The organism is Microcoleus sp. Pol7_B2 (genome assembly GCF_036701035.1).
Lineage (GTDB): Bacteria > Cyanobacteriota > Cyanobacteriia > Cyanobacteriales > Microcoleaceae > Microcoleus.
The window spans coordinates 64309-85686 of the sequence record NZ_JAUBQB010000021.1 but is presented as its reverse complement, the minus strand read 5'-3'; the positions used below and the strand labels follow the sequence as shown (position 1 = coordinate 85686).

General features: G+C 43.4%; 17 protein-coding genes and 3 pseudogenes. 11 read left to right on the top strand and 9 right to left on the bottom strand.

The features are described from left to right. Positions 1-53: 53 nt before the first annotated feature. Positions 54-350 (bottom strand): glycosyl hydrolase, encoded by a 297-nt coding sequence (locus QUA57_RS11150; protein ID WP_333060904.1) that lies wholly within the window; start codon positions 348-350, stop codon positions 54-56. Between the two features lie 488 nt (positions 351-838). Continuing rightward, a pseudogene (locus QUA57_RS11145) lies at positions 839-1293 on the bottom strand (transposase); the annotation flags it as partial. Between the two features lie 131 nt (positions 1294-1424). Here QUA57_RS11145 and QUA57_RS11140 point away from each other — a divergent pair. From QUA57_RS11140 to QUA57_RS11125, 5 genes and pseudogenes are all read left to right on the top strand, one after another. Further along, a complete protein-coding gene (locus tag QUA57_RS11140) occupies positions 1425-1694 on the top strand; it encodes a hypothetical protein (protein ID WP_333060902.1) in 270 nt (89 codons plus the stop codon). 46 nt (positions 1695-1740) lie between these two features. Then, positions 1741-1923, top strand: coding sequence for a hypothetical protein (locus tag QUA57_RS28670; RefSeq protein ID WP_445304468.1), 183 nt, complete (start codon positions 1741-1743; stop codon positions 1921-1923). A gap of 34 nt (positions 1924-1957) precedes the next feature. Beyond that, on the top strand, positions 1958-3028 hold the full coding sequence (locus tag QUA57_RS11135) for an IS630 family transposase (RefSeq protein ID WP_333060900.1): 1071 nt from the start codon (positions 1958-1960) through the stop codon (positions 3026-3028). Further along, positions 2986-3210, top strand: a complete 225-nt coding sequence (locus QUA57_RS11130; protein WP_333060897.1) for an ISAzo13-like element transposase-related protein — start codon at positions 2986-2988, stop codon at positions 3208-3210. The genes QUA57_RS11135 and QUA57_RS11130 overlap by 43 nt, the downstream gene beginning before the upstream one ends. 25 nt (positions 3211-3235) lie before the next feature. Then, positions 3236-3802, top strand: a pseudogene (locus QUA57_RS11125) (ISAzo13 family transposase). Between the two features lie 398 nt (positions 3803-4200). Here QUA57_RS11125 and QUA57_RS11120 read toward each other — a convergent pair. Next, positions 4201-5214: a glycosyltransferase gene (locus QUA57_RS11120; protein ID WP_333060895.1), complete on the bottom strand. Its 1014-nt coding sequence runs from the start codon at positions 5212-5214 to the stop codon at positions 4201-4203. A gap of 793 nt (positions 5215-6007) precedes the next feature. On the opposite strand from QUA57_RS11120, the pseudogene QUA57_RS11115 reads away from it, so the two are divergent. Next, a pseudogene (locus QUA57_RS11115) lies at positions 6008-6254 on the top strand (IS1 family transposase); the annotation flags it as partial. A 184-nt stretch (positions 6255-6438) separates the two neighbouring features. Here QUA57_RS11115 and QUA57_RS11110 read toward each other — a convergent pair. Both QUA57_RS11110 and QUA57_RS11105 read right to left on the bottom strand, forming a co-directional pair. Beyond that, entirely contained in the window at positions 6439-6954 is a 516-nt protein-coding gene (locus QUA57_RS11110; RefSeq protein ID WP_333035054.1) for a serine acetyltransferase, read from the bottom strand. 168 nt (positions 6955-7122) lie between these two features. Then, entirely contained in the window at positions 7123-7506 is a 384-nt protein-coding gene (locus QUA57_RS11105) for a DapH/DapD/GlmU-related protein (RefSeq protein ID WP_333060893.1), read from the bottom strand. Positions 7507-7548: 42 nt separating this feature from the next. Here QUA57_RS11105 and QUA57_RS11100 point away from each other — a divergent pair, with 42 nt between their 5' ends. Then, positions 7549-7689 carry a hypothetical protein gene (locus tag QUA57_RS11100; RefSeq protein WP_333060892.1) on the top strand — a complete coding sequence of 47 codons (141 nt, stop codon included), beginning with the start codon at positions 7549-7551 and terminating at the stop codon, positions 7687-7689. A gap of 70 nt (positions 7690-7759) precedes the next feature. Here QUA57_RS11100 and QUA57_RS11095 read toward each other — a convergent pair whose 3' ends face one another. The 3 genes from QUA57_RS11095 to QUA57_RS11085 form a co-directional block, all read right to left on the bottom strand. After that, positions 7760-8341, bottom strand: coding sequence for a serine acetyltransferase (locus tag QUA57_RS11095; RefSeq protein WP_333035058.1), 582 nt, complete (start codon positions 8339-8341; stop codon positions 7760-7762). 195 nt (positions 8342-8536) lie between these two features. After that, a complete protein-coding gene (locus tag QUA57_RS11090) occupies positions 8537-9547 on the bottom strand; it encodes a glycosyltransferase family 2 protein (protein WP_333035060.1) in 1011 nt (336 codons plus the stop codon). Between the two features lie 142 nt (positions 9548-9689). Further along, positions 9690-10607, bottom strand: a complete 918-nt coding sequence (locus QUA57_RS11085) for a histone deacetylase (RefSeq protein WP_333060890.1) — start codon at positions 10605-10607, stop codon at positions 9690-9692. A gap of 77 nt (positions 10608-10684) precedes the next feature. Here QUA57_RS11085 and QUA57_RS11080 point away from each other — a divergent pair, with 77 nt between their 5' ends. The 4 genes from QUA57_RS11080 to QUA57_RS11065 all read left to right on the top strand — a co-directional run bounded on the left by QUA57_RS11080 (position 10685) and on the right by QUA57_RS11065 (position 19627). After that, a complete protein-coding gene (locus tag QUA57_RS11080) occupies positions 10685-11194 on the top strand; it encodes a hypothetical protein (protein WP_333035064.1) in 510 nt (169 codons plus the stop codon). A 654-nt stretch (positions 11195-11848) separates the two neighbouring features. Continuing rightward, positions 11849-16564 carry a response regulator gene (locus tag QUA57_RS11075; protein WP_333060888.1) on the top strand — a complete coding sequence of 1572 codons (4716 nt, stop codon included), beginning with the start codon at positions 11849-11851 and terminating at the stop codon, positions 16562-16564. Continuing rightward, complete coding sequence (locus QUA57_RS11070) at positions 16530-18557, top strand: adenylate/guanylate cyclase domain-containing protein (protein WP_333060886.1); 2028 nt, start codon at positions 16530-16532, stop codon at positions 18555-18557. Before QUA57_RS11075 ends, QUA57_RS11070 begins: the two co-directional genes overlap by 35 nt. Positions 18558-18736: 179 nt before the next feature. Next, positions 18737-19627, top strand: coding sequence for an alpha/beta fold hydrolase (locus QUA57_RS11065; protein ID WP_333060884.1), 891 nt, complete (start codon positions 18737-18739; stop codon positions 19625-19627). A gap of 560 nt (positions 19628-20187) precedes the next feature. Here QUA57_RS11065 and QUA57_RS11060 read toward each other — a convergent pair. Next, complete coding sequence (locus QUA57_RS11060) at positions 20188-21069, bottom strand: Cof-type HAD-IIB family hydrolase (RefSeq protein ID WP_333060882.1); 882 nt, start codon at positions 21067-21069, stop codon at positions 20188-20190. Positions 21070-21378: the final 309 nt, after the last annotated feature.

The following is a 21378-nucleotide window of genomic DNA, read 5'->3' as shown; positions in this document are numbered from 1 at the left end:
TAATGAATCCCAAACATCTCAAAAACTGGTTTGCTAATTGCTGCTACTGTACCTCATAACATCCGGAAGTGCTGTAAATCGCCGTAGCTAATTTCGTAAGTTCCCCATTCTCCTACCCAAAGCTGCGAGTTAGCGCGGACAGTACCGTTCATCCAGCCGCGCACTTTGCGGGTGTAGTTAGAAATATCTGCATCGTAGTTGTGGACATTGACTGTATCGAAATAATTCGGTATTGCCTGCAAAGCACTAGCCGACCAATTGCTGCCTCCTACGGTTTTCGGGCCGTGGATGCGGTAAGTGCGATCGGGCAAATAAGTTTTATAAACAAAGGCGACCGCATCTTTTGCCACCTTAACCAATTCAAAATAGTCAGCCCTAGCCCCGCCCCAACCCAGATCGCGATTGTCCGGTTCGTTGTGAATTTCCCAATCATCAACGCGGTAATCATTGCGAACATTCAGCCAATAAACCGTAGCAAAAACCTGTTGCCACCACTCGTTTCAATCTTCTCCTGTGCGTGGCGGATTCAGTTCAGGGTAAACGCATCTCAAACGCTATTGACAAGGGGATTTAGAGGCATGATCATGTTGGGTGGAATAAACAAGCAGCAAGAATAGTCAGCATATACTTATTATCCATTGCGGCTCGATTGGATTTTTGCCGATTGCTACGCCAAAAAGATTGCTCTCGGTTTAAAGCATTAAAAGCTATCCGTCCTAGTAATGACAGATTCAGAAGTCTTGAAATTGAATAAATAAGTAATAAAAATAGCCCAAAATATGTTAAATAGGGGCTAAAGATGAAAATATATAGTGCTCGCAAATCATTAGTAAATTAATTAAGAGTTTAATCGAGCAGCAGTTCCATTGAGCGTTGGTTCAAACATACCAAATTTGTGTAAATTGAGAAATTCAAAGCTTTGTTCCTGTATGTTAAAATTGAAGAATCATTTAACCAAGGCATTCATAACTGAGCCGATTCCAAAACTTTCTCACCCAAGTCTTGGGATGAAGCCAAATATCTTCTACTGGATTCTGCAGGCGGAGCATTGGGAGCAAACAGGACACAAGTTAAAGGCCATTCATGCCCCTCTTTGCCTTGATTAATTTCTTCTAGGTAAGCTTTCATCTCTTTATATTTGTGATAGCTAGCTCCATCCCAAATAATTAAATGTCTGGCTTCGGGATTTAAAGATTGTAAATCTTTTAAGAAAGCCACTGTATTCTCAGAATTTGCCGTTTCATATTCTCGCAAAACCAACTGTTTTGTTAAATAATTTACTGCGCCATAATAATGAAAAATAAATAACTTCATGTATTTTCGGATATAATGAAAAATAGCTCTCGATCGCAATTTTCACCAAAAGTGAGAGAAACTTGCTTTCTTATTTTTCTATTTTACCACCCTACCTTACCTTTAAATCTATGTTTTATTCTAGTTCACTTGAGTCAGAAATGAAGAAACTTTATAACTCTTTTTCAGAAAAGGATAAAAGAAGGTATGCAGAGATAGAAGCCCAAAAACTGGGATGGGGTGGAATTAGCTATATAATGCAACTTTTCGGCTGCAGTCAAAATACTATTGTTCAGAGAATTGAAGATTTAGAAAAAATCGATGAAACGACTATCGATAATTTAAGAATAAAAAAAAGGAGGAGGCAGAAAAAGTATTTTATCTACTCAGAGCGGCATTGATGAAGCCTTTTTAGAATTCTGAAAATTTCAGACAGCGGGAAACCCAATGAATGAGTTAATTAAATGGACTAATTTGACGCATAAAAAAATAGTTTTGGGACTGAGGTCTGCCGGATTTATTGTCAGTCTTCCTCTAATAAGTAAACTCTTAAAAAACCAGGGATCTGTCAAGCGAAAAGCACAAAAAAAGCCAACGATAGGAACTAATACCATTTTTTTAAAGATGTGATAGACTTTTGTAAAAAATAAAGGAGAGAATTACAATGTCTGGTCGTCCTCATATAAAAATTACAGAATCTGTAGAAGATTTGCGAGAAATCCTCAAGAAACAAAAAAAAATACTAGCTTATAATAAAGTTCAAATGCTTTATTTATTTCAGTCAAAACAAGTAGAAACTGTTCGGGAAGTATCCACAGTTTTAGGTAAAAGTGAGGCAACGATTCATCGCTGGCTCTCCCAATATAGAAAGGGCGGTCTGGAAAATTTGTTAAAAAATAGGCAGGTTTTTGGTCGCCCAAAAAAGTTCTCAGTTGAAGTAGCAGCGACCTTGCAACAAGAGTTGAGAGACCCAGAAGGATTTCAGAGTTATAAAGAAGTTCATCTCTGGCTCTGGTTGATTAAAGGAATAGCTAGCAGTTACCCGGCTGTATATTCTTTAGTTAGAGGGGAATTAAAAAGTAAATTAAAAATTCCCAGACCTCGCAGTATTTATCAGAAATCTACGGCAATTAATGAATTTAAAAATAACTTGCATCAACAGATAAAAGCTTTACTAGACAGAGCTTTACCTCAAGTAAATAAATATAAAAAAGTGTGTTATTGGTGTAGTGATGAAACGCGGATAGGGCTGCATACAATTCGTCGGCGCAAGCTGACGCTTTCAGGCGTAAAGCCCCTGGGCAAGCATCAATGGAAATTTGAGTGTTTTTGGCTGTATGGGGCAGTATCAATCGCTACTGGAAAGAGTTTTTTTTGGGAGTTTTCGCATTTAGACAAAGTTTGTTTTGGAGCATATTTACAACTTTTGTCAATACAATATCCTGAGCAATTACACATCATTCAAGTTGATAACGCACCCGCTCATAAGTTGGACTCATCTGAATTACCAGACAATGTTATTTTACTATTTCAGCCTCCGGCTTGTCCCGAAGTAAATCCGACAGAAAGAGTGTGGGAATATCTGAAAGATTTTTTAGCTTGGTCGGTGTTTAGTAATCTTGACGAACTCCGCACAAAAGTCCAGGAAATTTTGGCATCTTTCACCGATCGCGTCATTGGTTTTCTCACCGGATGGTCTTGGATTTTACATTCTTTATCTCTATCACATCTTTAAAAAAATGGTATAATAAAAATCGTAATTCTCAATGTGAAAATATTGCTATGCTACACACACAGTATAGAAAAGCAGGTAATCCCATTATTAGTTTTGATACTAAAAAGAAAGAAGTTTTAGGGAATTTGTATCGTCCCGGTACTCTTTATACAACCGAACCTGTCATTACTGTCTTACCATGATTTTTGGAGTTTAGGTTGTGGGAAAGTGATTCCACATGGAATTTACGATTGCCAAAAAAATCGAGGATATGTAACATTACGTAACAGTAAAGATACCACTGAATTTGCTGGTGAATCCATCAAACACTGATGGAATAATTATGGAAAAGCCGCCTCTCCTCATGCCAATTCGATTCTAGCTAAGTGTGATGGTGGCGGTAGCAATAATGCTAATCACTATATCTTTAAGCCAGATTTACAAAAGTTAGTAGATGAAATTGGAATTGAGCTCAGAATAGCTCATTACCCTCCGTATACATCTAAATACAATCCCATTGAACATCGACTCTTCCCTCATATAACCAGAGCCTGTCAAGGAGTGATTTTTACAAGTCTAAATTTAGTCAAAAGTCTCATGGAAAAAACTCACACTAACAAGGCTCTATCTGTAGTTGTAAATGTGGTAGATAAAATCTATGAAATTGGTGGAAAGGTGACTGATGATTTTAAAAAAAATCTGAAACTTATTTTTGATGAATATTTACCCAAATGGAATGTGCACCATCTCAGTTACATCATACCTCATCTTTATGAGAAAGGCTATATGTCATAATCTCCGTTGAGGATTTTTCCTTTGAATTTTTGATATACTTGTTGATTGAACTGCTCAGAAATTGAGTAAGTCAAGGCATGATAAATAGGTCAATTTATTCGCCCGCAAGCGGGAAGCTTTTCGACGACTATTTTATAATATTGCTTGGCTAACTTTCCTTCTTCGAGGTAGATGGTTTTTTCATATTCTGGGTGTTTTTCAAGGGCGGGTTTATTTCTAATATGGGTAACGAGTGTTGCATCAACTAAATTGTTTATTTGGTGAAAAAATTATATCCCACCAAAGGTACTGATGCCCAGTCAGGATTGCAGGATTCGACAATTAGTAAAACTTTTAATCTTTTATTACTCCTTTGTTTACTACTGAGGGATAGATTTTCTGGGACGTTACCTCTAACTCTAGCTGGCTGAATTAATAGAGTTGGTGGTTTTGTATTCTATTAGCTTGCTCTGCTGCCCCAGCAATCGGCGCTGGTGAAACTGGATTTGACCTTGTAGCTGGGGAAATTTGGCTAATACACATGACAAAGCGTAGATGGATGCGTCTTTAGTTGTGAGATCCCGATGCTTTATATAATAGTTATAGGTGTGATAGGTTGCTAAGGAGTAGGCACTCAATAGTAACAAGCTCCAGCCTTTTGTCGGCCATGTCATGGCCAAGGCTAGGGCTGGCAAGACTAAGCCCCAAAACCAGGTGCTGCGCGTTTCTTTGACCCAATGGCGCTCTGGTTCGGTTCCGTGCATCCAGGAACCTTCGGCATAGGCGTGACCCGCTCTTTGAGCCCGCTTCCACCACTGAGCGAAACTGGTCATTTGCGCGTCGTGCAGGGTCATTTCTGCGTCTAAACGAAGAATTTTCCAACCTTTTTGGCGAAGCCGCAAGCACAGTTCGGGTTCTTCGCCGGCTATTAGTGCGGGATTGAAACCTTCGACTTGCTCAAATGCGGTGGCGCGCATCATGGAGTCGCCACCGCAGGCTTTGGTTTCGCCGATGGGGGTATCCCACTCGATGTCGCACAATTGGTTGTAGATGCTGGCTTCGGGGTATCGTTCGCGCCTGCGCCCGCATACTGCTGCTACGTCTGGTTTGGCTGCAAGTTCGCTGTAGGCCCGATCGAGCCATCCATCAACTACTTCGCAGTCACCGTCCACAAATTGGACAAATTCTATATCGGGGGCTAGTTCCAGCAAGCGGGCAAAGCCTTCGTTTCTGGCGCGTGCTGCGGTAAACGGTATAGATAAGTCTAGTTCTACTGTATCGGCTCCGATCGAGCGGGCTAACTCTAGGCTACCGTCTGTTGAGCCGGAATCGACATAGACGACGCGGGCAACTTTGTCTGTGGCCGAGACTAGGCATTGGCGAAGGCGCTGGCCTTCGTTTCGTCCGATCGCTACTAATCCAATTTGTTTCAAGGTTTACCTCTTGAATTTTACGCCTAATAAAATTTTACAGCAGATTGCAAGTAAATAGAGAACACTTAATATTAGTATATTAATTGCAGCCCTGAAACCATTACCGATCAAACTCCCTTGAAAAAGTAGTCAAACCTTATGGGTAGTGATGCACAGTAATTGTTTAATATTAAATTAACATAAATTTCCGAGGTAAAAGTATGGAATGTCCTAATTGTCAAAGCAATTTTATTAAAAGTGGAAATACTTATTACGTAAAACAGCGATTTAATTTAAATGTAAAAATTGTATAGTTAATTTATTGCAGATTTTCAATATAAGCAGATTTCACCTTCTTACTAAAGCCTTAATTGAGCGACGGATTTTAGAAAATATTTTTTAAGCCGGAATTGCTAGAGCTACGGGGGTATCCATTCGATGGATTCAGCATTATGTAAATAAAAAGTATACCGAAATTTTCCAATGAATTTTGGTGATTAAAAAACCTAAAGGTCAGTTGAATTTACAGCTAGATGAAATGTGGTCATTTGTCAAAAACCAGCGGAAAAAGCAATGCCTCTGGATAGCTTTAGATCTAAAATACCCGTGAAATTGTTGGACTTTATATTGGAGACCGTTCAAAAAAATCTGCTCCAAATGCTCTGGCAATCTTTGAGGATGTTTTAAAAGGGTCGTTTGACTTCATAGTTGGCACAAAGAAGCATCTAAGTATGAGCTGAAACCTTGATTTATTGTCTCAGTTAAGCCCAATCAGAAGGGCTAAATTATACCTGACCGGACTTTTAAAACATCTTCTTCACCTCTTGTCTATAGACAATGTGCTGTTTGCTATACTGATTTTTGGGATTGTTATTCAGAATTGCTACCTTTTAAAAGACATCTACCTGTAGGTAAAGAATTGGGAAAAACCAGTTATATTGAAAGACTTAATACTTTACAGCAGCGAATTTCTCGTTTGGTTCGTAAAACCTTGTCTTTCTCAAAAAAACTGCTTGCACCATATTGGGGAAATTTTTAACTTTGTACATCACTATAATTAGTGCCTAAGAAAACGATATCATTACTGTGCATGACTACCGATTTTTAAATCCCACATTTTAGCTGTTGGCAACCAATCCACTTTTTTTCAATTTTTACTACTTGAGTTCAAGCCCTGAGTATTTCTTGTAATTTAATAAAATTCGAGCTAATTTGCTGTTTTTTTTGCAATTTCTATAATTTTTATTATACTTTCGGGGTCTTTTTTTCTATTATTTTGGCTGGAATTCCGACTGCGGTTGTACCTGGTGGCACGTCACAAATAACCACAGCATTAGCACCAATCAAAGCATGATCGCCGATCGTTACGGAGCGAATAATTTTTGCTCCTGCACCGATATCGACGTGACCGCCGATTTTGACATCCGCAACAATTGTCACCTGTTGAAGAATCAGACAGTTAGGGCCAATGGAAGCATTGGGATGAATGACAATGCCATTAGGATGAGGCAGCACCAGTCCTCCTTGTATTTGGCAGTTTAAAGGGATGTCTGTTGCAGTTACCACGCTCCAAAATCGATGCTGGATAACGTTCCAACGGCATAAAATATATCCCGCAATTCCACCCTGCTTCTGCCACTTTTGATAGTTGCGGATAGATTTGAGCAGTTGGCAACTGGGTTCCCACCACTTGCTAGATTTTTCGCGGCTCCAGTCTGCTTCTGTAGCAGAAATGATTGGCTTAGTGATTGACTCAACCATTGTTTGTGCAGTGTTTTAATGATATAGACAATTGTGCCTATTATAGCAATCCTAAATCATTTGTGAATTCTTACTCCCTCTCCTTGGTAAGGGGAGGGTTGGGGTGGAGTAAAAAAATTACGACTCCTGCAAGGATTGCTATAGTGCAATTTACCTTAAGAAGAATCTCTAACTTGGGTAGGGAGATTGCTGGAATTGGGCCACAGTTGGAGTGGATGTGTTGCCGTAGAAGTGGGACACTCGTAACTTTACGAGCTCGGGTTCAATTTCGGGGTCGAAACTGCCCTCGCGGCTGTTAATCAAATCGACCCATGGCAGGCTTTGAGTTTCGGCTTGCAATTTTTTCACTAAGTCTTCGACGCGGCCGGGGACGCCGGCCACTATATCGCCCTCGGCGACATCTTTGGTGACGACGGCACCGGCGGCGACGATCGCATTTGAGCCGATAGTGACGTTGCGAAGGACGATCGCATTTAAGCCGATAAATACGTTGTCCCGGATGTCTATCTTGCCTACGGCATCTACTTTAACGTTGTAAGCCTGGTCCAGCATGGCGATCGAGCCATCGTGGCCCAGGAGGGTACCATATGAGAAGTGAAAATTGTTGCCGATGCAGACGTAGGCGGGCTCTCCAAAGACGGTATTGGGCCAGATGCTGCAATTTTCGCCGATCGCGTACAAGTTGCCGTGGGGGCGGAGAAATTCTGTGTATTCTTTGGCACAGAGGTTACATAATTGGACGTAAAGGGCACGGAACTTGCCATAACGCATGGCAAGATGGCGGATAATTTTTTGCAATCTTGATCTAAGCATTTTCCTGGTTTTTCCTAGATTGAAGAATCTTGGCAGGAATACCAACAGCAGTTTGACCGGCTGGAATGTCTGATAAAACTACAGCATTGGCACCGATATTTACGTCGTCTCCCAAGTTTACTTTTCCGAGGATTTTTGCACCAGCGCCGACGTTAACCCGATCGCCCAATTGAGGGGATTCTAGCGGTTTGTCCAAATAGCGGTTTCCCAACGTTACACCTTGCCGGATAATGCAGTCGTCACCGATCGTACAATATCCGTGAATAATAATAGCGTTTTGATGTTCAATCACCACGCGACGACCGAGCTTCACAGTGTAAGGCAAGTCTATCCCGTAACTATTGCGGACTTTTCGGTAGAGTGCTCGATAAATAATGCTCAAAGGAGCTCGCAGTAATTTCGGTTCTACCTGCATTCTCCAGACGCCAAAACGCTGCACTGCTACGGCGCGAAATCCCGGTTTTGTCCAATCTCGACCATGAGCAATCCAGTCTTCTTTAATTTGCTGCCACAGTCCCAGGCCGGGGTCTTCTACTTGATTTTCACTGGTGATTAAGTTTTGCTCAGTTACCATAAGCTCTAATTCACACTATTTATTGTTTACTCTCTTGCTAGATCCCGACGATATTAATGGGTCTATCAGGTTTTTGAGGAAGGAGCAATCCGGTTTTTTCGACCGAGACTACTAATTTCTCGGCTGCATCATAAAATATTTTGCTTGCCTAGGTTAACCTCGTTTAGTTGGCTTTGACCGATTTACCAACTTCCTTTAAAAGTTTTTGGATTTTTCAATCTTACCCCCCTTAAAAAATACACTATTGAATACAAAATCCCTCAGTAATTGTGGTGGATCGCCATCGGGTTTGCCTTGAAGTACGCGGCGCACCCTCCAGGCTGCAAAACCCGAAGCCCAGGATATATCAGTTAATGCTGTGTAAACCAAGCCGTAGTTTTTGACAAAGTACCTACGCCGGGAATCAAACCAATAGGTAGGCAGCCGCTTGGCGGGCTTTTTGGTGTCAGTGACGCCTGAGCTTTGCCCGACTAAGTGCACAACGCGACTTTCAGGTACGTACCAGCAACTCCAGCCAGCTTTGTTCGCTTGCAGACAAAAGTCCATTTCTTCGCAGTACATGAAATAAGCTTCATCCATCAAGCCAATTTTTTCAAATACTTCGCGACGGACGATCATGCTGGCTCCAGCTACCCAATCAGTTTGACAGGTTTCTTGGGAAATGGGAGGCGCTGCGGCCCAGTTGGCTAATAACTTGGATATAAAGCCTGTCCGCCAACCAAAATCGAGTTCCGTCAAGATGTTGTGAAACCGAAAAGCTGACTCCTGGGGCGTGCCGTCGGGGTCTTCCAAGCGGCTGCCTGCGATGCCGGCTTCGGGGTGGGAGTCCATGAAATCGACGAGGGCTTTTAAGGCACCGGGGCGAACAATGGTGTCTGGGTTGAGCAGCAGGAAGTAAGGGGGGGGATTGGTGGATTGGAGGGCGGGACGGATCAGGGCGTTGTTGCCGAAGGCAAATCCGCCGTTGCGGTCTAGGGGAACGAAGGATGCCCATTCATTCCAGCCTTCTGAGGCGATCGCACTACTAATTTCTTCGACGGAGCGATCGCCTGAAGCATTGTCGCCAACTACAACTCGCATACCAGGCAGCGATTGAACTTCGCTAACTAGAGAGCGCAAGCAGTCAATTGTCAAACTAGAGGTTCGGTAGTTAACAATGACAACCAGCAGTGGATAGGGGTGATTGGACTCGCTGGCCTTCGACATAAGTACCGTTGTTTGTTTAACAACTTTTTAGCTCAAGTTGTACCCATCTGGCAAGCTGGAGCGATCGCTAATAGTATTTTTATTTGTTTCGGTGAGGGAGACTGTTTTTTCGGCCGTATTTCCGAAGTATCGCCGCTCTGCATCAAAGTCGATACTGCCTGTAGGCTTGACTGGCGGCTCGGTGCAGCAGTGAATGCCGGTAAACTAACCCCTTAGCGTCATCGGAATAGCCCCCGCCAATCACGCAGGCAACGGGATAGCCGCCAGCCAAACAGGCGGTCAAAACTTGCATTTCCCGGCGAAATAACCCCGTATCAGTTAAAGCTAATTTTCCCAGTTTGTCAGCGTGATGAGGGTCTACTCCAGCATCGTACAAAACTAAATCTGGCTTGACATTTGACAGCAAATCTGGTAAAAATTTATCCAATGTTTGTAAATATTCGTCGTCCTCCATACCCACAGGCAAAGGTACATCTAAATCGCCCTTTTGTTTAGTGCCGGGAAAATTGACTTCGCAGTGCATCGAGAAAGTAAAAACGCTACTGTCATCTTGGAATATTACAGCGGTTCCGTCTCCTTGGTGGACATCTAAATCGACAATTAAAACTTTGCGAACTAAACCATTTTTTTGCAATACGCGAGAGGCGATCGCCAAATCATTAAAAATACAAAAACCAGACCCAAAAGCCGGGAAGGCGTGATGAGTTCCGCCCGCAGTATTGCAAGCCAAACCGTAGTCTAAAGCTAGCTTTGCAGTTAGTACAGTTCCTGCAACCGCAGTGCAAGTGCGATTAGCCAGAGCCCGACTCCAAGGCAGACCAATTCGCCGCTGAGCTTTGTTATCGAGCGTCCCGTTGCAGTAAGCTTGAACATAGGAGTGGTCGTGGACTAATTCAATCCATTCTTGAGGGGGAAGTTCGGGAGCGTGAAATTGCGATTTATCTGCTACCCCGTCCGCGAGCAGCATCTGGTAAAGCATCCGAAACTTGGCCATCGGGAAGCGGTGCTCCGGTGGCAGAGGTGCAACGTAATCTTCGTGGTAAATAATTGGTAAGTCCATTAAAATTATTGTATAACGAATGAATCTCCAATTGAAAGCCTGCAATCTCAAATCTAAATTCGCTGGAGAACCTGTATATGCAACAACTAAAAACAGTCTGGCAGTCCGGCAGCACCGACCCCGAAAATGCTGACAATCTCGATAATATTAGTCAATGGTGGACAAACCTCAACGGCAAAGAAATTAGCTGGGTACAGCGACTGATTCCGCAAATCGGCGGTTTGAGCGAAATTCACTGGCACCCCCAGCGTTTTGACGAAACATTTGTGATAGTCAATCCTGAAATTCGGGAGGAAACTCTCTATTGGTACAAACCCGATTCTCCTGTCCAACGTAACAACACTGTTGACAAATTAGAACTTGACAACTTGCAACAGCAATTGTACATCTATCCTCAGTTGGAAGCGGAACTGGTAATTCGCGTAGGAATTCCAGAAGTTAAATATCAAACACTTGAATTAAACAATCCCGAAATCGCCTTGGGCGAAGATAATCTGCTGCTGCTGTGGGAATCTGACCAAGAACTAGAAATTAAAATTTACTTGAGCAGTGAAAATATTGCTAAACTTAAGGAATTGTTGGCATAGAAAAGACCAAGAAAATAGTTTATATGGTAGGCTTTGGGTGCGGGGTTGATTGCTATATTCTCTGAGTCACCTATAAATATCTTAAGACTGAGGGGCGGGTGGGTCAAAACCGAGGTTTTTCACAGCCATACTTTGTTGCAGCGAAAAGAGTAAAAAAAAACGGTTTCTTCCCGTCGCGGTATGTCCAGGTGTTTATCTCTCCTAAAACCCTTTGAATGTGGCAGCAGAAGGTCCAGAAACTTGCCTTATCCTCCTGGGACTTTTAATGCTAAAGTCAAGCAAAAAACAGTCCTGGGCGCATCAACCGGGTTGAACGAAAATACTTTGTCATAGCCCTTGAAGAAAGTTAAAAAAACCGCTTGCTTTGGTCTGGAGTGCCCAAGGGATGATTGTTTTTCGGCAGACTTAGTTTCTCCAGTAAATAAGGCGATTTGTTTTGACAATAAAATGTGGTTAAGTACGGTTAATTTGAGTGAAAACTTAAGACAAGCAACCAATAAGTTTAAAAAATAGAAGGTGCGTTAGTTGATGGCTAATATCTAAAGTTAATGTTCTATTGGCTGAGTTTGAAAACTTTTAATAAATAATGATGATCGGAAGGAATCGCTAAATTTATTAAATCATAAATCTGCTTCTAGCACTAAAAAATTCACAATGAACCGACAAAAAATGATATTTGACAAAGAAAATATTCACATTTTAATTATTGATGATCAGCCCCACAACCTGCGGTTTATATCAAACATATTAACGAAGGAAGGGTATAAAGTTCAGCGGGCTATTTCTGGAGAAATGGCGGTTAATGCTAATTTAACCGTTCTCCCCGACTTGATTTTGCTAGATATTGCCATGCCCAAAATGAACGGATATGAAGTCTGTGCCAGACTGAAATCCAACGAGAAAACGAGGGAAATTCCGGTTATTTTTTTGAGTGTTTTTGAGGAAACTTTTCACAAAGTCAAAGCTTTTGAAGTCGGCGGTGTTGACTACATTACTAAGCCTTTTCAAGTGGAAGAAATTTTAGTGCGGATTGAAAGTCAATTGACTATACAACAGCTATCAAAACAATTAAAACAGCAGAATGCCCAACTGCAACAAGAGGTAGAATTTCGCAAGCGAACAGAACAATCACTCCGGGAAAGCAAAGCACGGTTGCAGAAATTGGCAGTCAATATACCGGGAGTTATTTATCAATTTATAAAGCAGCCCGATGGAAGTTTCAAGTTTGAATATATTAGTTATGCTTGTCGGGAAATTTACGAATTAGAGAGTGAAGAAATATTAAGAAATCCCGAGTTTTGCTTCTATCAAAATCATCCCGATGACCAAGAATATCTAATAAAAAAAATTGCTACTAGCGCCCAAAATTTAGAACCTTTTGCCTTTGAATGGCGGATTATTACACCGTCGGGTAAACTCAAATGGCTGCAATCTAATTCTCGACCCGAAATGCGCGATAATGGCGATATTGTTTGGTATGGCGTACTTTTTGATATCAGCGAGCGCAAGCACGCAGAAATAGAAATGGCAGGAGCTAAAGCTGCTTTAGAACGGCAAGTTCAGCGAGAATTGCTAATTGCAAAAATAACTCAAGAAATTCGCTCAAGCTTGCAGCCCGAACAAATATTTCAAATAGCTGCAACTCAAATCGGTCTGGCATTCTGCGCCAATCGCTGTTTGATTCATAGTTACGTTACTACCCCCCAAGTCGATATTCCTCTGGCGGCCGAGTATCTCGAACCCGGGTACGAATCTCTTCGGAACGTACCCGTTCCAATTTGGGGCAATCCTCACGTCGTACAAATGATGATACAAGATCAGGCGATCGCCTCCCACAATGTTTATTCAGACCCTCTGTTGCAAGCTGTTCAACCGATTTGCCACAAGCTTGGGTTGAAATCGATGCTGGCAATTCGCACTTCCTACCAAGGCAGGGCAAACGGCGCTATCGGCTTGCACCAGTGCGATCGTTACCGGGAATGGACTTCCGAGGAAATCGACTTATTAGAAGCTGTGGCGGCTCAAGTAGGGCTCGCTATCGCTCAAGCTAAACTGCTCGATCGAGAAAAAAACCGGCTTGAGCAGCTCGATCGGCAAAATAAAGTGCTGCAAGCAGAAATTCGCACCCGCGTCCGCGCCGAGCAAGCTTTGCAAGAATCTGAAACAGAATTGCGGGCGATTTTTGCCGCCATGACTGACACAGTTTTAGTGAGAGATGCAGAAGGCCGCTGCATCAAAATCGCCCCTACCGCATCAACAAATTTGGTGAAACCTCCAAGCGAAATGATTAATAAAACCGCCCACGAAGTCTTGCCCCAACCTATAGCAGATTTAGTATTAAATGCCATCCAACAAGCTCTAAAAACGAAGCAAACCATCAATGTTGAATATAGCTTTAAAGTCGGAGAGCGCGACGTTTGCCTCGATGCTAAAGTTTCTCCGCTGACTCCAGATTCAGTGATTATCGTGGCGCGAGATATTAGCGTTCGCAAACAAACAGAATCCGCACTCAGAGAGAGCCAGCACTTCATTCAAGCGATCGCTGATTCCAATCCCAACCTATTGTACGTTTACGATGTAATTGAACAGCGGAATGTTTATACCAACCGACAAATTTCGACCATGCTCGGGTACACCACCCAAGAAATACAAGATATGGGTACAGCAATGATGCCAATGCTGATCCACTGCGACGATTTGCCAAACTTTTTTGAAAGCATCCAAAAAGTAGATCAAGCCAAAGACGGTGATGTCATTGAATGTCAATACCGCATGAAACACAAAAACGGTGAATGGCGGTGGATGCACAGTTGGGATACAGTATTTCTCCGAACAGCCGATGGTAAACCCAAACAAATTCTCGGCACTGCTAATGACATCACAGACCGCAAATTAGCCCAAGAAAAACTGCTAGCGTCCCAACAAAGAATCTCATTTTTATTGCAGCAAACGCCTATCGCAGTTATCGAGTTAAACCTCAATTTAGAAATTATCACTTGGAATCCCGCAGCCGTGGCTATTTTTGGCTACAGTGAGCAAGAAGCGATTGGTCGAGTCGCCTCCGATTTGATCGTACCTGAAAGCTACCACCCGCAATTATCTGAGATTTTCAATCACGAATTGAATGCCAAATCCAGCGGCACTTCCGAAAATCTGACCAAAGACGGCAGAATTATCATCTGCGAGTGGTACAATACTCAGCTAATTGACGATAACGGTACAGCGATCGGCATTGCTTTAATGGCTGTAGATATTACCGAACGCAAGCAAGCAGAAACCGAACTGCAAGAAAGTGCTTTACGACAAAGAGCGATCGCCCGCATCATTGAAAGAATGCGGCAAACTTTAGATATCCGAGAAATTTTTCACGCCACAACCCGAGAATTGCGCCAAACCATGAAGTGCGATCGAGTCGCTATTTACCGTTTCAATCCAGACTGGAGTGGCGAATTTGTAGCCGAATCCCTAGATCGCAAGTGGGTTTCTTTCATCCAAGCACAGGAGACCGATTCTAACCTTACTGAAGGCGCTTTAGACAGCGAACTTTGCCTTGTCCAAAAATTGGATAGTGTCTCACCAGAAGTCCACGATAGCTATTTGCAACAAACCCAAGGCGGAGCCTACAGCCGAGGTAAAACTTACCTTTGTGTCCCAGATATTTACAAGCAAGGTTTCGATAATTGTTACATCCAATTGCTAGAAAAATTTCAAGCTAAATCCTACATTATTGTACCAATTTTCTCTGGCAAAAAGCTCTGGGGATTACTAGCATCCTATCAAAATTCTGCTCCCCGCCAGTGGAGTGAAGCTGAAATCAACGTGGCAGTTGATGTAGGTACTCAGCTAGGAGTAGCATTACAGCAAGCGGAATTGCTCGCCCGCACTCAAAGGCAGTCCATGGAACTGATTAAATCCAAAGAAAACGCCGAAGTTGCCAACCGCGCCAAAAGCCAATTTCTAGCTTCCATGAGCCACGAACTCCGCACACCTCTCAACGCCATTCTCGGTTTTTCCCAAGTCATGGCCCGCAACAGTTCTATCACGGAAGAACAAAAAGAATACATAGAAATTATTAACCGCAGTGGCGAACATTTGCTAGAACTCATCAATGATGTTTTGTCAATGTCCAAAATAGAAGCAGGCCAAATTACCATCAATCCCAGCCGCTTCAATCTCTACAACCTTCTCAACAGTCTCAAAGAAATGCTGCAACTAAAAGCCAACTCCAAAGGTTTGCACCTCATCTTTGAAAATGCCGAGGATTTGCCGCAGTACATTCAAACAGACGAAGCTAAATTGCGGCAAGTTTTAATTAACCTGGTCGGCAATGCGATTAAATTTACTCAGCAAGGAACCGTTACTTTGCGCGTCAGCAGCCAAGCTGAAAAAGACCCCACAGAAGAAAACAAATCCCAATTGTATTTTGAAATAGCAGACACTGGTCCCGGCATTTCTTCCTTGGAACTTTCTACATTATTTAAGCCCTTTGTACAAACCGAAACTGGTCGAAAATCCATGCAGGGAACTGGTCTGGGATTGCCTATCAGCCAACAGTTTGTCCGAATTATGGGAGGTGATATTGCTGTTAAAAGTCAACTCGGTCAAGGCACAACTTTCAGCTTTAACATCTGGGTTAACTTAGTAACAGAAAGTGATGAACAAGAAAAACCGCCGATTAAACAAGTTATTGGTTTAGAAACTGGACAAGACATTTATCGGATATTAATAGTTGAAGATGTAGCGGAAAATCGCCAACTGCTGCTTAAGCTGCTGATACCTCTGGGATTTGAAGTCCGGGAAGCAACTAACGGTCAAGAAGCAATTGCTTTGCATTCAACTTGGAAGCCGCACTTGATATTAATGGATATGCTGATGCCCGTGATGGATGGGTATGAAGCGACAAGAGAGATTAAGAAAACTCTCGAAGGTAAAGAAACAATAATTATTGCCTTGACGGCTAGTGCTTTTGACGAGCAGCGGCAAATAATTTTGTCTGCTGGTTGTAACGATTTGATCTGTAAACCGTTTCGGGAAGAGGTACTCTTTGAAAAGATAGCGCATCACCTCAACCTGCGTTATATTTATGAGAAAGAAAACTTATCTACTTCTTTTTCAACACCGACGCTGCTTAAAAGTTTGACCACCGAGGATTTGAGTGTAATGCCCACAGACTGGGTGGTCGAGTTGCACCGAGCAGCACTTTGTGTTGACGACAACCGCATCCTCGAACTGATCAAGGAAGTTCCCGAAACTGAGGCAAATCTCGCTAACGCTTTAACAGATTTAGTCGATAATTTTCGGATAGATATCATTATCGATTTAACTCAATTATATTATGATGAACGACCATCCATTACCAGCGACTCCTAAAGACATTCTGATCGTTGACGATATGCCGGATAATTTGCGACTTTTATCCACTATGCTGACATCTCACGGGTATCATGTCAGGAAGGCTATTAATGGACACTTGGCTTTGCAAGGGGCACAAATATCTCCTCCCGATCTAATTTTACTAGATATTAATATGCCGCAAATGAACGGGTATGAAGTTTGTGAGCAGTTAAAGTTAAGCGAAAAAACTAAAGATATTCCAGTAATTTTTATTAGTGCCCTAGATGACGTGCTGGAAAAAGTTAAAGCTTTTCAAGTAGGAGGAGTAGATTATATTACTAAACCGTTTCAAGTAGAAGAAGTTTTAGCCCGCGTCCAAAACCAACTTTCCCTTCGTTCGCTGCAATCCAAACTGCAACTGCAAGCTAGGGAACTGCACGATCGCAATTCTAGATTGCAGGAAGAAATCGCAGAACGGCAGCGGGCTGAAGAATCAATCCGGTTTTTGCTGGAAACTACGCGGGCGATCGGCGAAGCTGTAGACTTTCATTCAGCTTTAGAAGTAATTCTGCACCATGTTGGCGAAACAATCGGATGGGATGTAGGAGAAGCTTGGATTCCGGATGCAGAAGGAACTGTGCTGCAATCTGCCCGCGGCTGGTATGCGAGCAACCCGAGGATGGAATCGTTCCGCAGGCAAAGCGAAAAACTGACATTTGCTATGAATATAGGGCTACCCGGACGAGTTTGGGAATCCAAGCAACCGGAATGGGTAGAAGATATTTCCCGGGGCTACCCCCATTTTCTCCGCAGTCAGATAGCACTAGAACTTGGATTCAAAGCTGGTTTTGGCGTACCGATTTTGGTAGGCGATGAAGTATTGGCAGTGCTAGTTTTCTTTAAAATTTCGTCTTGTCGGAAAGACGCGCGATTTATAGACGTTTTTAATGCAGTCGGCACTCAATTAGGTTCTTTAATTCATCGCAAACAAGCAGAAGAATTGCTGCGTATTGCTCAAGAAAAATATCACAGTATTGTAGAAAATGCGATGGAAGGCATTTTTCAAAGCACGCCTTCAGGAGGCTATCTCAGCGCTAATCCAGCTTTGGCAAAATTGTACGGTTACGCATCCCCAGAAGAACTGATGTCCGACATTAAAAATATTGCTCAGCAACTGTACGTAGACCCGGAACGCCGCCTCGAATTTGTGGCTGCTATGGATGCTGAAAATGCCGTTTCGGGGTTTGAATCTATGGTATGTCGCAAAGACGGGCGCCGGATTTGGGTGTCAGAAAATGTTCGGGCTGTTCGAGATTCAAAAGGTGAGCTGCTCTACTATGAGGGTACTGTTTCTGACATTACAGAGCGCAAATTAGCACAAGAAGCGCTAAAAGTTCAACAAGAACAAAGCGAGAAGTTGCTGTTAAATATTTTACCCAAACCAATCGCAGAACGCTTGAAGGCCGAGCAAAGCACGATCGCTGATAGTTTTGCCCAAGTAAGTGTTTTATTTGCTGATATTGTTGGCTTTACTGAGTTGTCTGCTAGAATGTCTCCCACCGAGTTAGTAAAGCGCTTAAACGTAATTTTTTCCCACTTCGACCAGTTAGCTGAAAAGTACGGTGTAGAGAAAATTAAGACTATTGGCGATGCTTACATGGTAGTCGGGGGTTTGCCTACGCCGAGACAAGATCACGCCGAGGCGATCGCCCAAATGGCCCTGGGAATGCAGGCAAAAATAGCAAAGTTGTGCGCCGAGACAGGGGAAAAACTGGCAATTCGCGTCGGTATCAATTCCGGGCCGGTGGTTGCGGGAGTAATTGGTGTGAGCAAGTTTACTTATGATTTGTGGGGAGATACGGTGAATGTAGCGGCGAGGATGGAAGCTACGGGTTTTGCAGGCAGCATTCAAGTTACTGATGTGACTTATGAGCTTTTGAAAGATAAGTATTTGTTTGAGAGGCGAGGCGTGATTCCGGTAAAAGGTAAGGGGGATATGATGACTTATTGGTTGCTACAAAAAAAGTAAAAATGGGCATTGGGCATTGGGCATTGGGCATTGGGCATTGGGCATGGAGTATTACAACAAATAACGAATAACCAATAACCAATAACGAATAACCAATAACCAATAATCAATAATTCATGACTACTGACTACTGACTTCTGCTATGATGAAAGTAGTTAACGAAACTTTACATAATAGCCGTGACTGCACAACAATTAGTATCTGCAACGACTTTTGAAAAGCTAATTTGGACTTGGAAAGGTCACAAAATCCAATATACCGTCCAAGGAACCGGCCGCCCTCTGATCTTGATTCACGGATTTGGCGCTTCGATCGGACATTGGCGGCAAAATATCCCCCCACTAGCGGCCGGCGGCTATCGCGTATTTGCTCTGGACTTGCTGGGATTCGGTGCTTCTGCCAAACCAGCCCTAGATTACACTCTGGAATTGTGGGAAGAATTGCTGAGAGATTTCTGGGCGGATCTGGTACAGGAACCGGCGGTATTTGTCGGGAATTCGATCGGCGCTTTGCTGAGTTTGATGGTAGTCGCCAACCATCCAGAAATATCAGCAGGTGCAGTCTTAATCAATTGTGCCGGCGGGCTCAACCACCGACCGGACGAACTAAATTTCCCGCTGCGAGTAGTGATGGGGACTTTTACTAAATTAGTTCGATCGCCCCTAATCGGCCCCTTTGTATTCAACAACATCCGCCAAAAACACCGCATCCGCAACACCCTGCGCCAAGTCTACGGGAACCGCGAAGCCATCACCGACGAACTCGTAGAACTCCTCCACGCCCCCTCCTGCGAGCCCGGAGCTCAACAAGTGTTTGCCTCGATTCTCACAGCCCCTCCAGGCCCTCAACCCTCTGAACTGCTGCCCAAAGTCGATCGTCCGTTATTGGTACTTTGGGGCGCAGACGACCCCTGGACGCCAATCGCCGGCAGCCAGATTTATCAACAATTGGCCGCCAACGATAAACCAGTGAAATTTGTTTCCATTCCCAACACAGGTCACTGTCCCCACGACGAGCGGCCGAGTGAAGTCAACGCTCTGATTTTGGACTGGCTGCTGGAAGTGAACTAAAATTTTTCCGATCGAGGCGACCCTACGGCGATCGACCAAAACCGCTGCATTACATAAGGTTCAGCCCCGAGCCACCGCACCGGCACCCCGGTCGCAGCCGACTCAAAAAACAATTTTTGTAAAAAGTATTGACACAATTTACTGAGTCAGCTATATTGATGGACGTGTGAGGAGCGAACCAGTAAGAGCACCGAGACGAAACACGGCCAGTCGTCGGTGCTCTTTCTGTTGGAACCCATTTTTAAGAATTTGAAATTATCTATAAATTCACATCCAGAAGATCCGTAAGCCCGCCCCGCCTTCTTCATTTCTTCCTGTGCGTTCTTAGCTTCTTCGCGGTTCGTTAAATAAATATTCGGATATTGCAAACAAAGTAATTGACTTGACTTAATCTCAAAAAATCAGAAATTGTGGATTTTTTTTATACTCAAAACTTGATTGCATAGAACTCAAAACTAGACAGTTATATAATAATAAAGTGTCGCTGGGTCGGGGCGAGTTGATATACATTTTTTCCAAATGTCGCTAAACCCGCCCCTGCGGTATTGGTGCTATAAATATCAACGATCGCCCAAAACAAATTGTTCGATCGCAGCCGCCACCCCATCTTCCTCCACATCCGGCGCCACCCAATCAGCAGTAGCCTTCACGCCCTCAGGAGCATTGCCCATCGCCACGCCCACGCCAGCGTAGGCAATCATTTCCACATCATTAAAATTGTCACCGATCGCCATCACGTTCGCCGCCTGCAAACCCAAAAGTTCCTCCGCTAAATACTGCACCGCATCTCCCTTATTCGCCAAAGGATGCGTAGCTTCAAAAAAAGTAGCAACCGATCGAGTCAAATAAAGCTCCGCAGGCGTGTAGCGCTGCCGCATACTGCTGAGCAAGCCGTCGAGTACCCCCGGATTCTCGCACAATGCCAAAACTTTCGTCGGTTCCCCCGGAAGATCTCGCCGCAAATCTTTAATCACTATTGGTTCAATGCCCGATCGTTCGGCATAAATTCGGGTAGCTGCGGTAATTTCCGGCACGTAAAGTTGATCCTCAATGTAGAAATGGATCGAAAGAAGCGGTCGCAAATGCGGTTCTTCAAAATGGTCTAACAGTTGCAGAGCAGTTTGTTTCGACAGCGGCAAGTGCCGCAGCCGTTTTTGAGTAGCGTGATCTTGAATCCATGCGCCCTGGTAGCAAATCAGTGGCAATGTTGAGCCGATGTCGCGGTGAAAACGCAAAGCTGAGCGGTACATCCTGCCCGTAGCGACGGCCACTTTCACTCCCCGCGACTCGGCAGCCAAAATTGCCTGCTTGACTGGTTCTCGGATGGTATTTGACAAACCTGCGATCGTGCCGTCTATATCCACTACCAGCAATTGAATGTCTGCGGTGCCAAAAGCGCGATCGGTCGCATTAGCTGGATTTGAGGCAGTTATATTCTGCATGATTTTTTTAGATTTTAGCTGTTGATTTGCAAGCACCCATTTATTTTGGCACTGGCGGGATAGCAAAGTGCGACTTCTGATTTTTTGAAGACTAAAATATAGATAAGTAAATAAGCGACAAAAAAAGTATCTAGGGGGGCCCTTTAGGGATGGATTTAGCTCAGCTATATAATAGTAGCCAGTTTACTGCCGTAAAAACCACATTCGATCGGCGATGTGTATTTCCACTTACTTAATAATACTTGTGGGAAAAAAGAATGTAACTGTATGTCGAATTCAAAACCTTATGGCATAAATCATGCCCAATCT

Coding starts and splice junctions, on each gene's coding strand:
- QUA57_RS11085 (WP_333060890.1), bottom strand. CDS start 10,607: ATGGACTTACCAATTATTTACCACGAAGATTACGTTGCACCTCTGCCA.
- QUA57_RS11130 (WP_333060897.1), top strand. CDS start 2,986: ATGGTCTTGGATTTTACATTCTTTATCTCTATCACATCTTTAAAAAAA.
- QUA57_RS11080 (WP_333035064.1), top strand. CDS start 10,685: ATGCAACAACTAAAAACAGTCTGGCAGTCCGGCAGCACCGACCCCGAA.
- QUA57_RS11140 (WP_333060902.1), top strand. CDS start 1,425: ATGTTTTATTCTAGTTCACTTGAGTCAGAAATGAAGAAACTTTATAAC.
- QUA57_RS11090 (WP_333035060.1), bottom strand. CDS start 9,547: ATGTCGAAGGCCAGCGAGTCCAATCACCCCTATCCACTGCTGGTTGTC.
- QUA57_RS11075 (WP_333060888.1), top strand. CDS start 11,849: ATGAACCGACAAAAAATGATATTTGACAAAGAAAATATTCACATTTTA.
- QUA57_RS28670 (WP_445304468.1), top strand. CDS start 1,741: ATGAATGAGTTAATTAAATGGACTAATTTGACGCATAAAAAAATAGTT.
- QUA57_RS11110 (WP_333035054.1), bottom strand. CDS start 6,954: ATGGTTGAGTCAATCACTAAGCCAATCATTTCTGCTACAGAAGCAGAC.
- QUA57_RS11105 (WP_333060893.1), bottom strand. CDS start 7,506: ATGCTGGACCAGGCTTACAACGTTAAAGTAGATGCCGTAGGCAAGATA.
- QUA57_RS11070 (WP_333060886.1), top strand. CDS start 16,530: ATGATGAACGACCATCCATTACCAGCGACTCCTAAAGACATTCTGATC.
- QUA57_RS11060 (WP_333060882.1), bottom strand. CDS start 21,069: ATGCAGAATATAACTGCCTCAAATCCAGCTAATGCGACCGATCGCGCT.
- QUA57_RS11095 (WP_333035058.1), bottom strand. CDS start 8,341: ATGGTAACTGAGCAAAACTTAATCACCAGTGAAAATCAAGTAGAAGAC.
- QUA57_RS11135 (WP_333060900.1), top strand. CDS start 1,958: ATGTCTGGTCGTCCTCATATAAAAATTACAGAATCTGTAGAAGATTTG.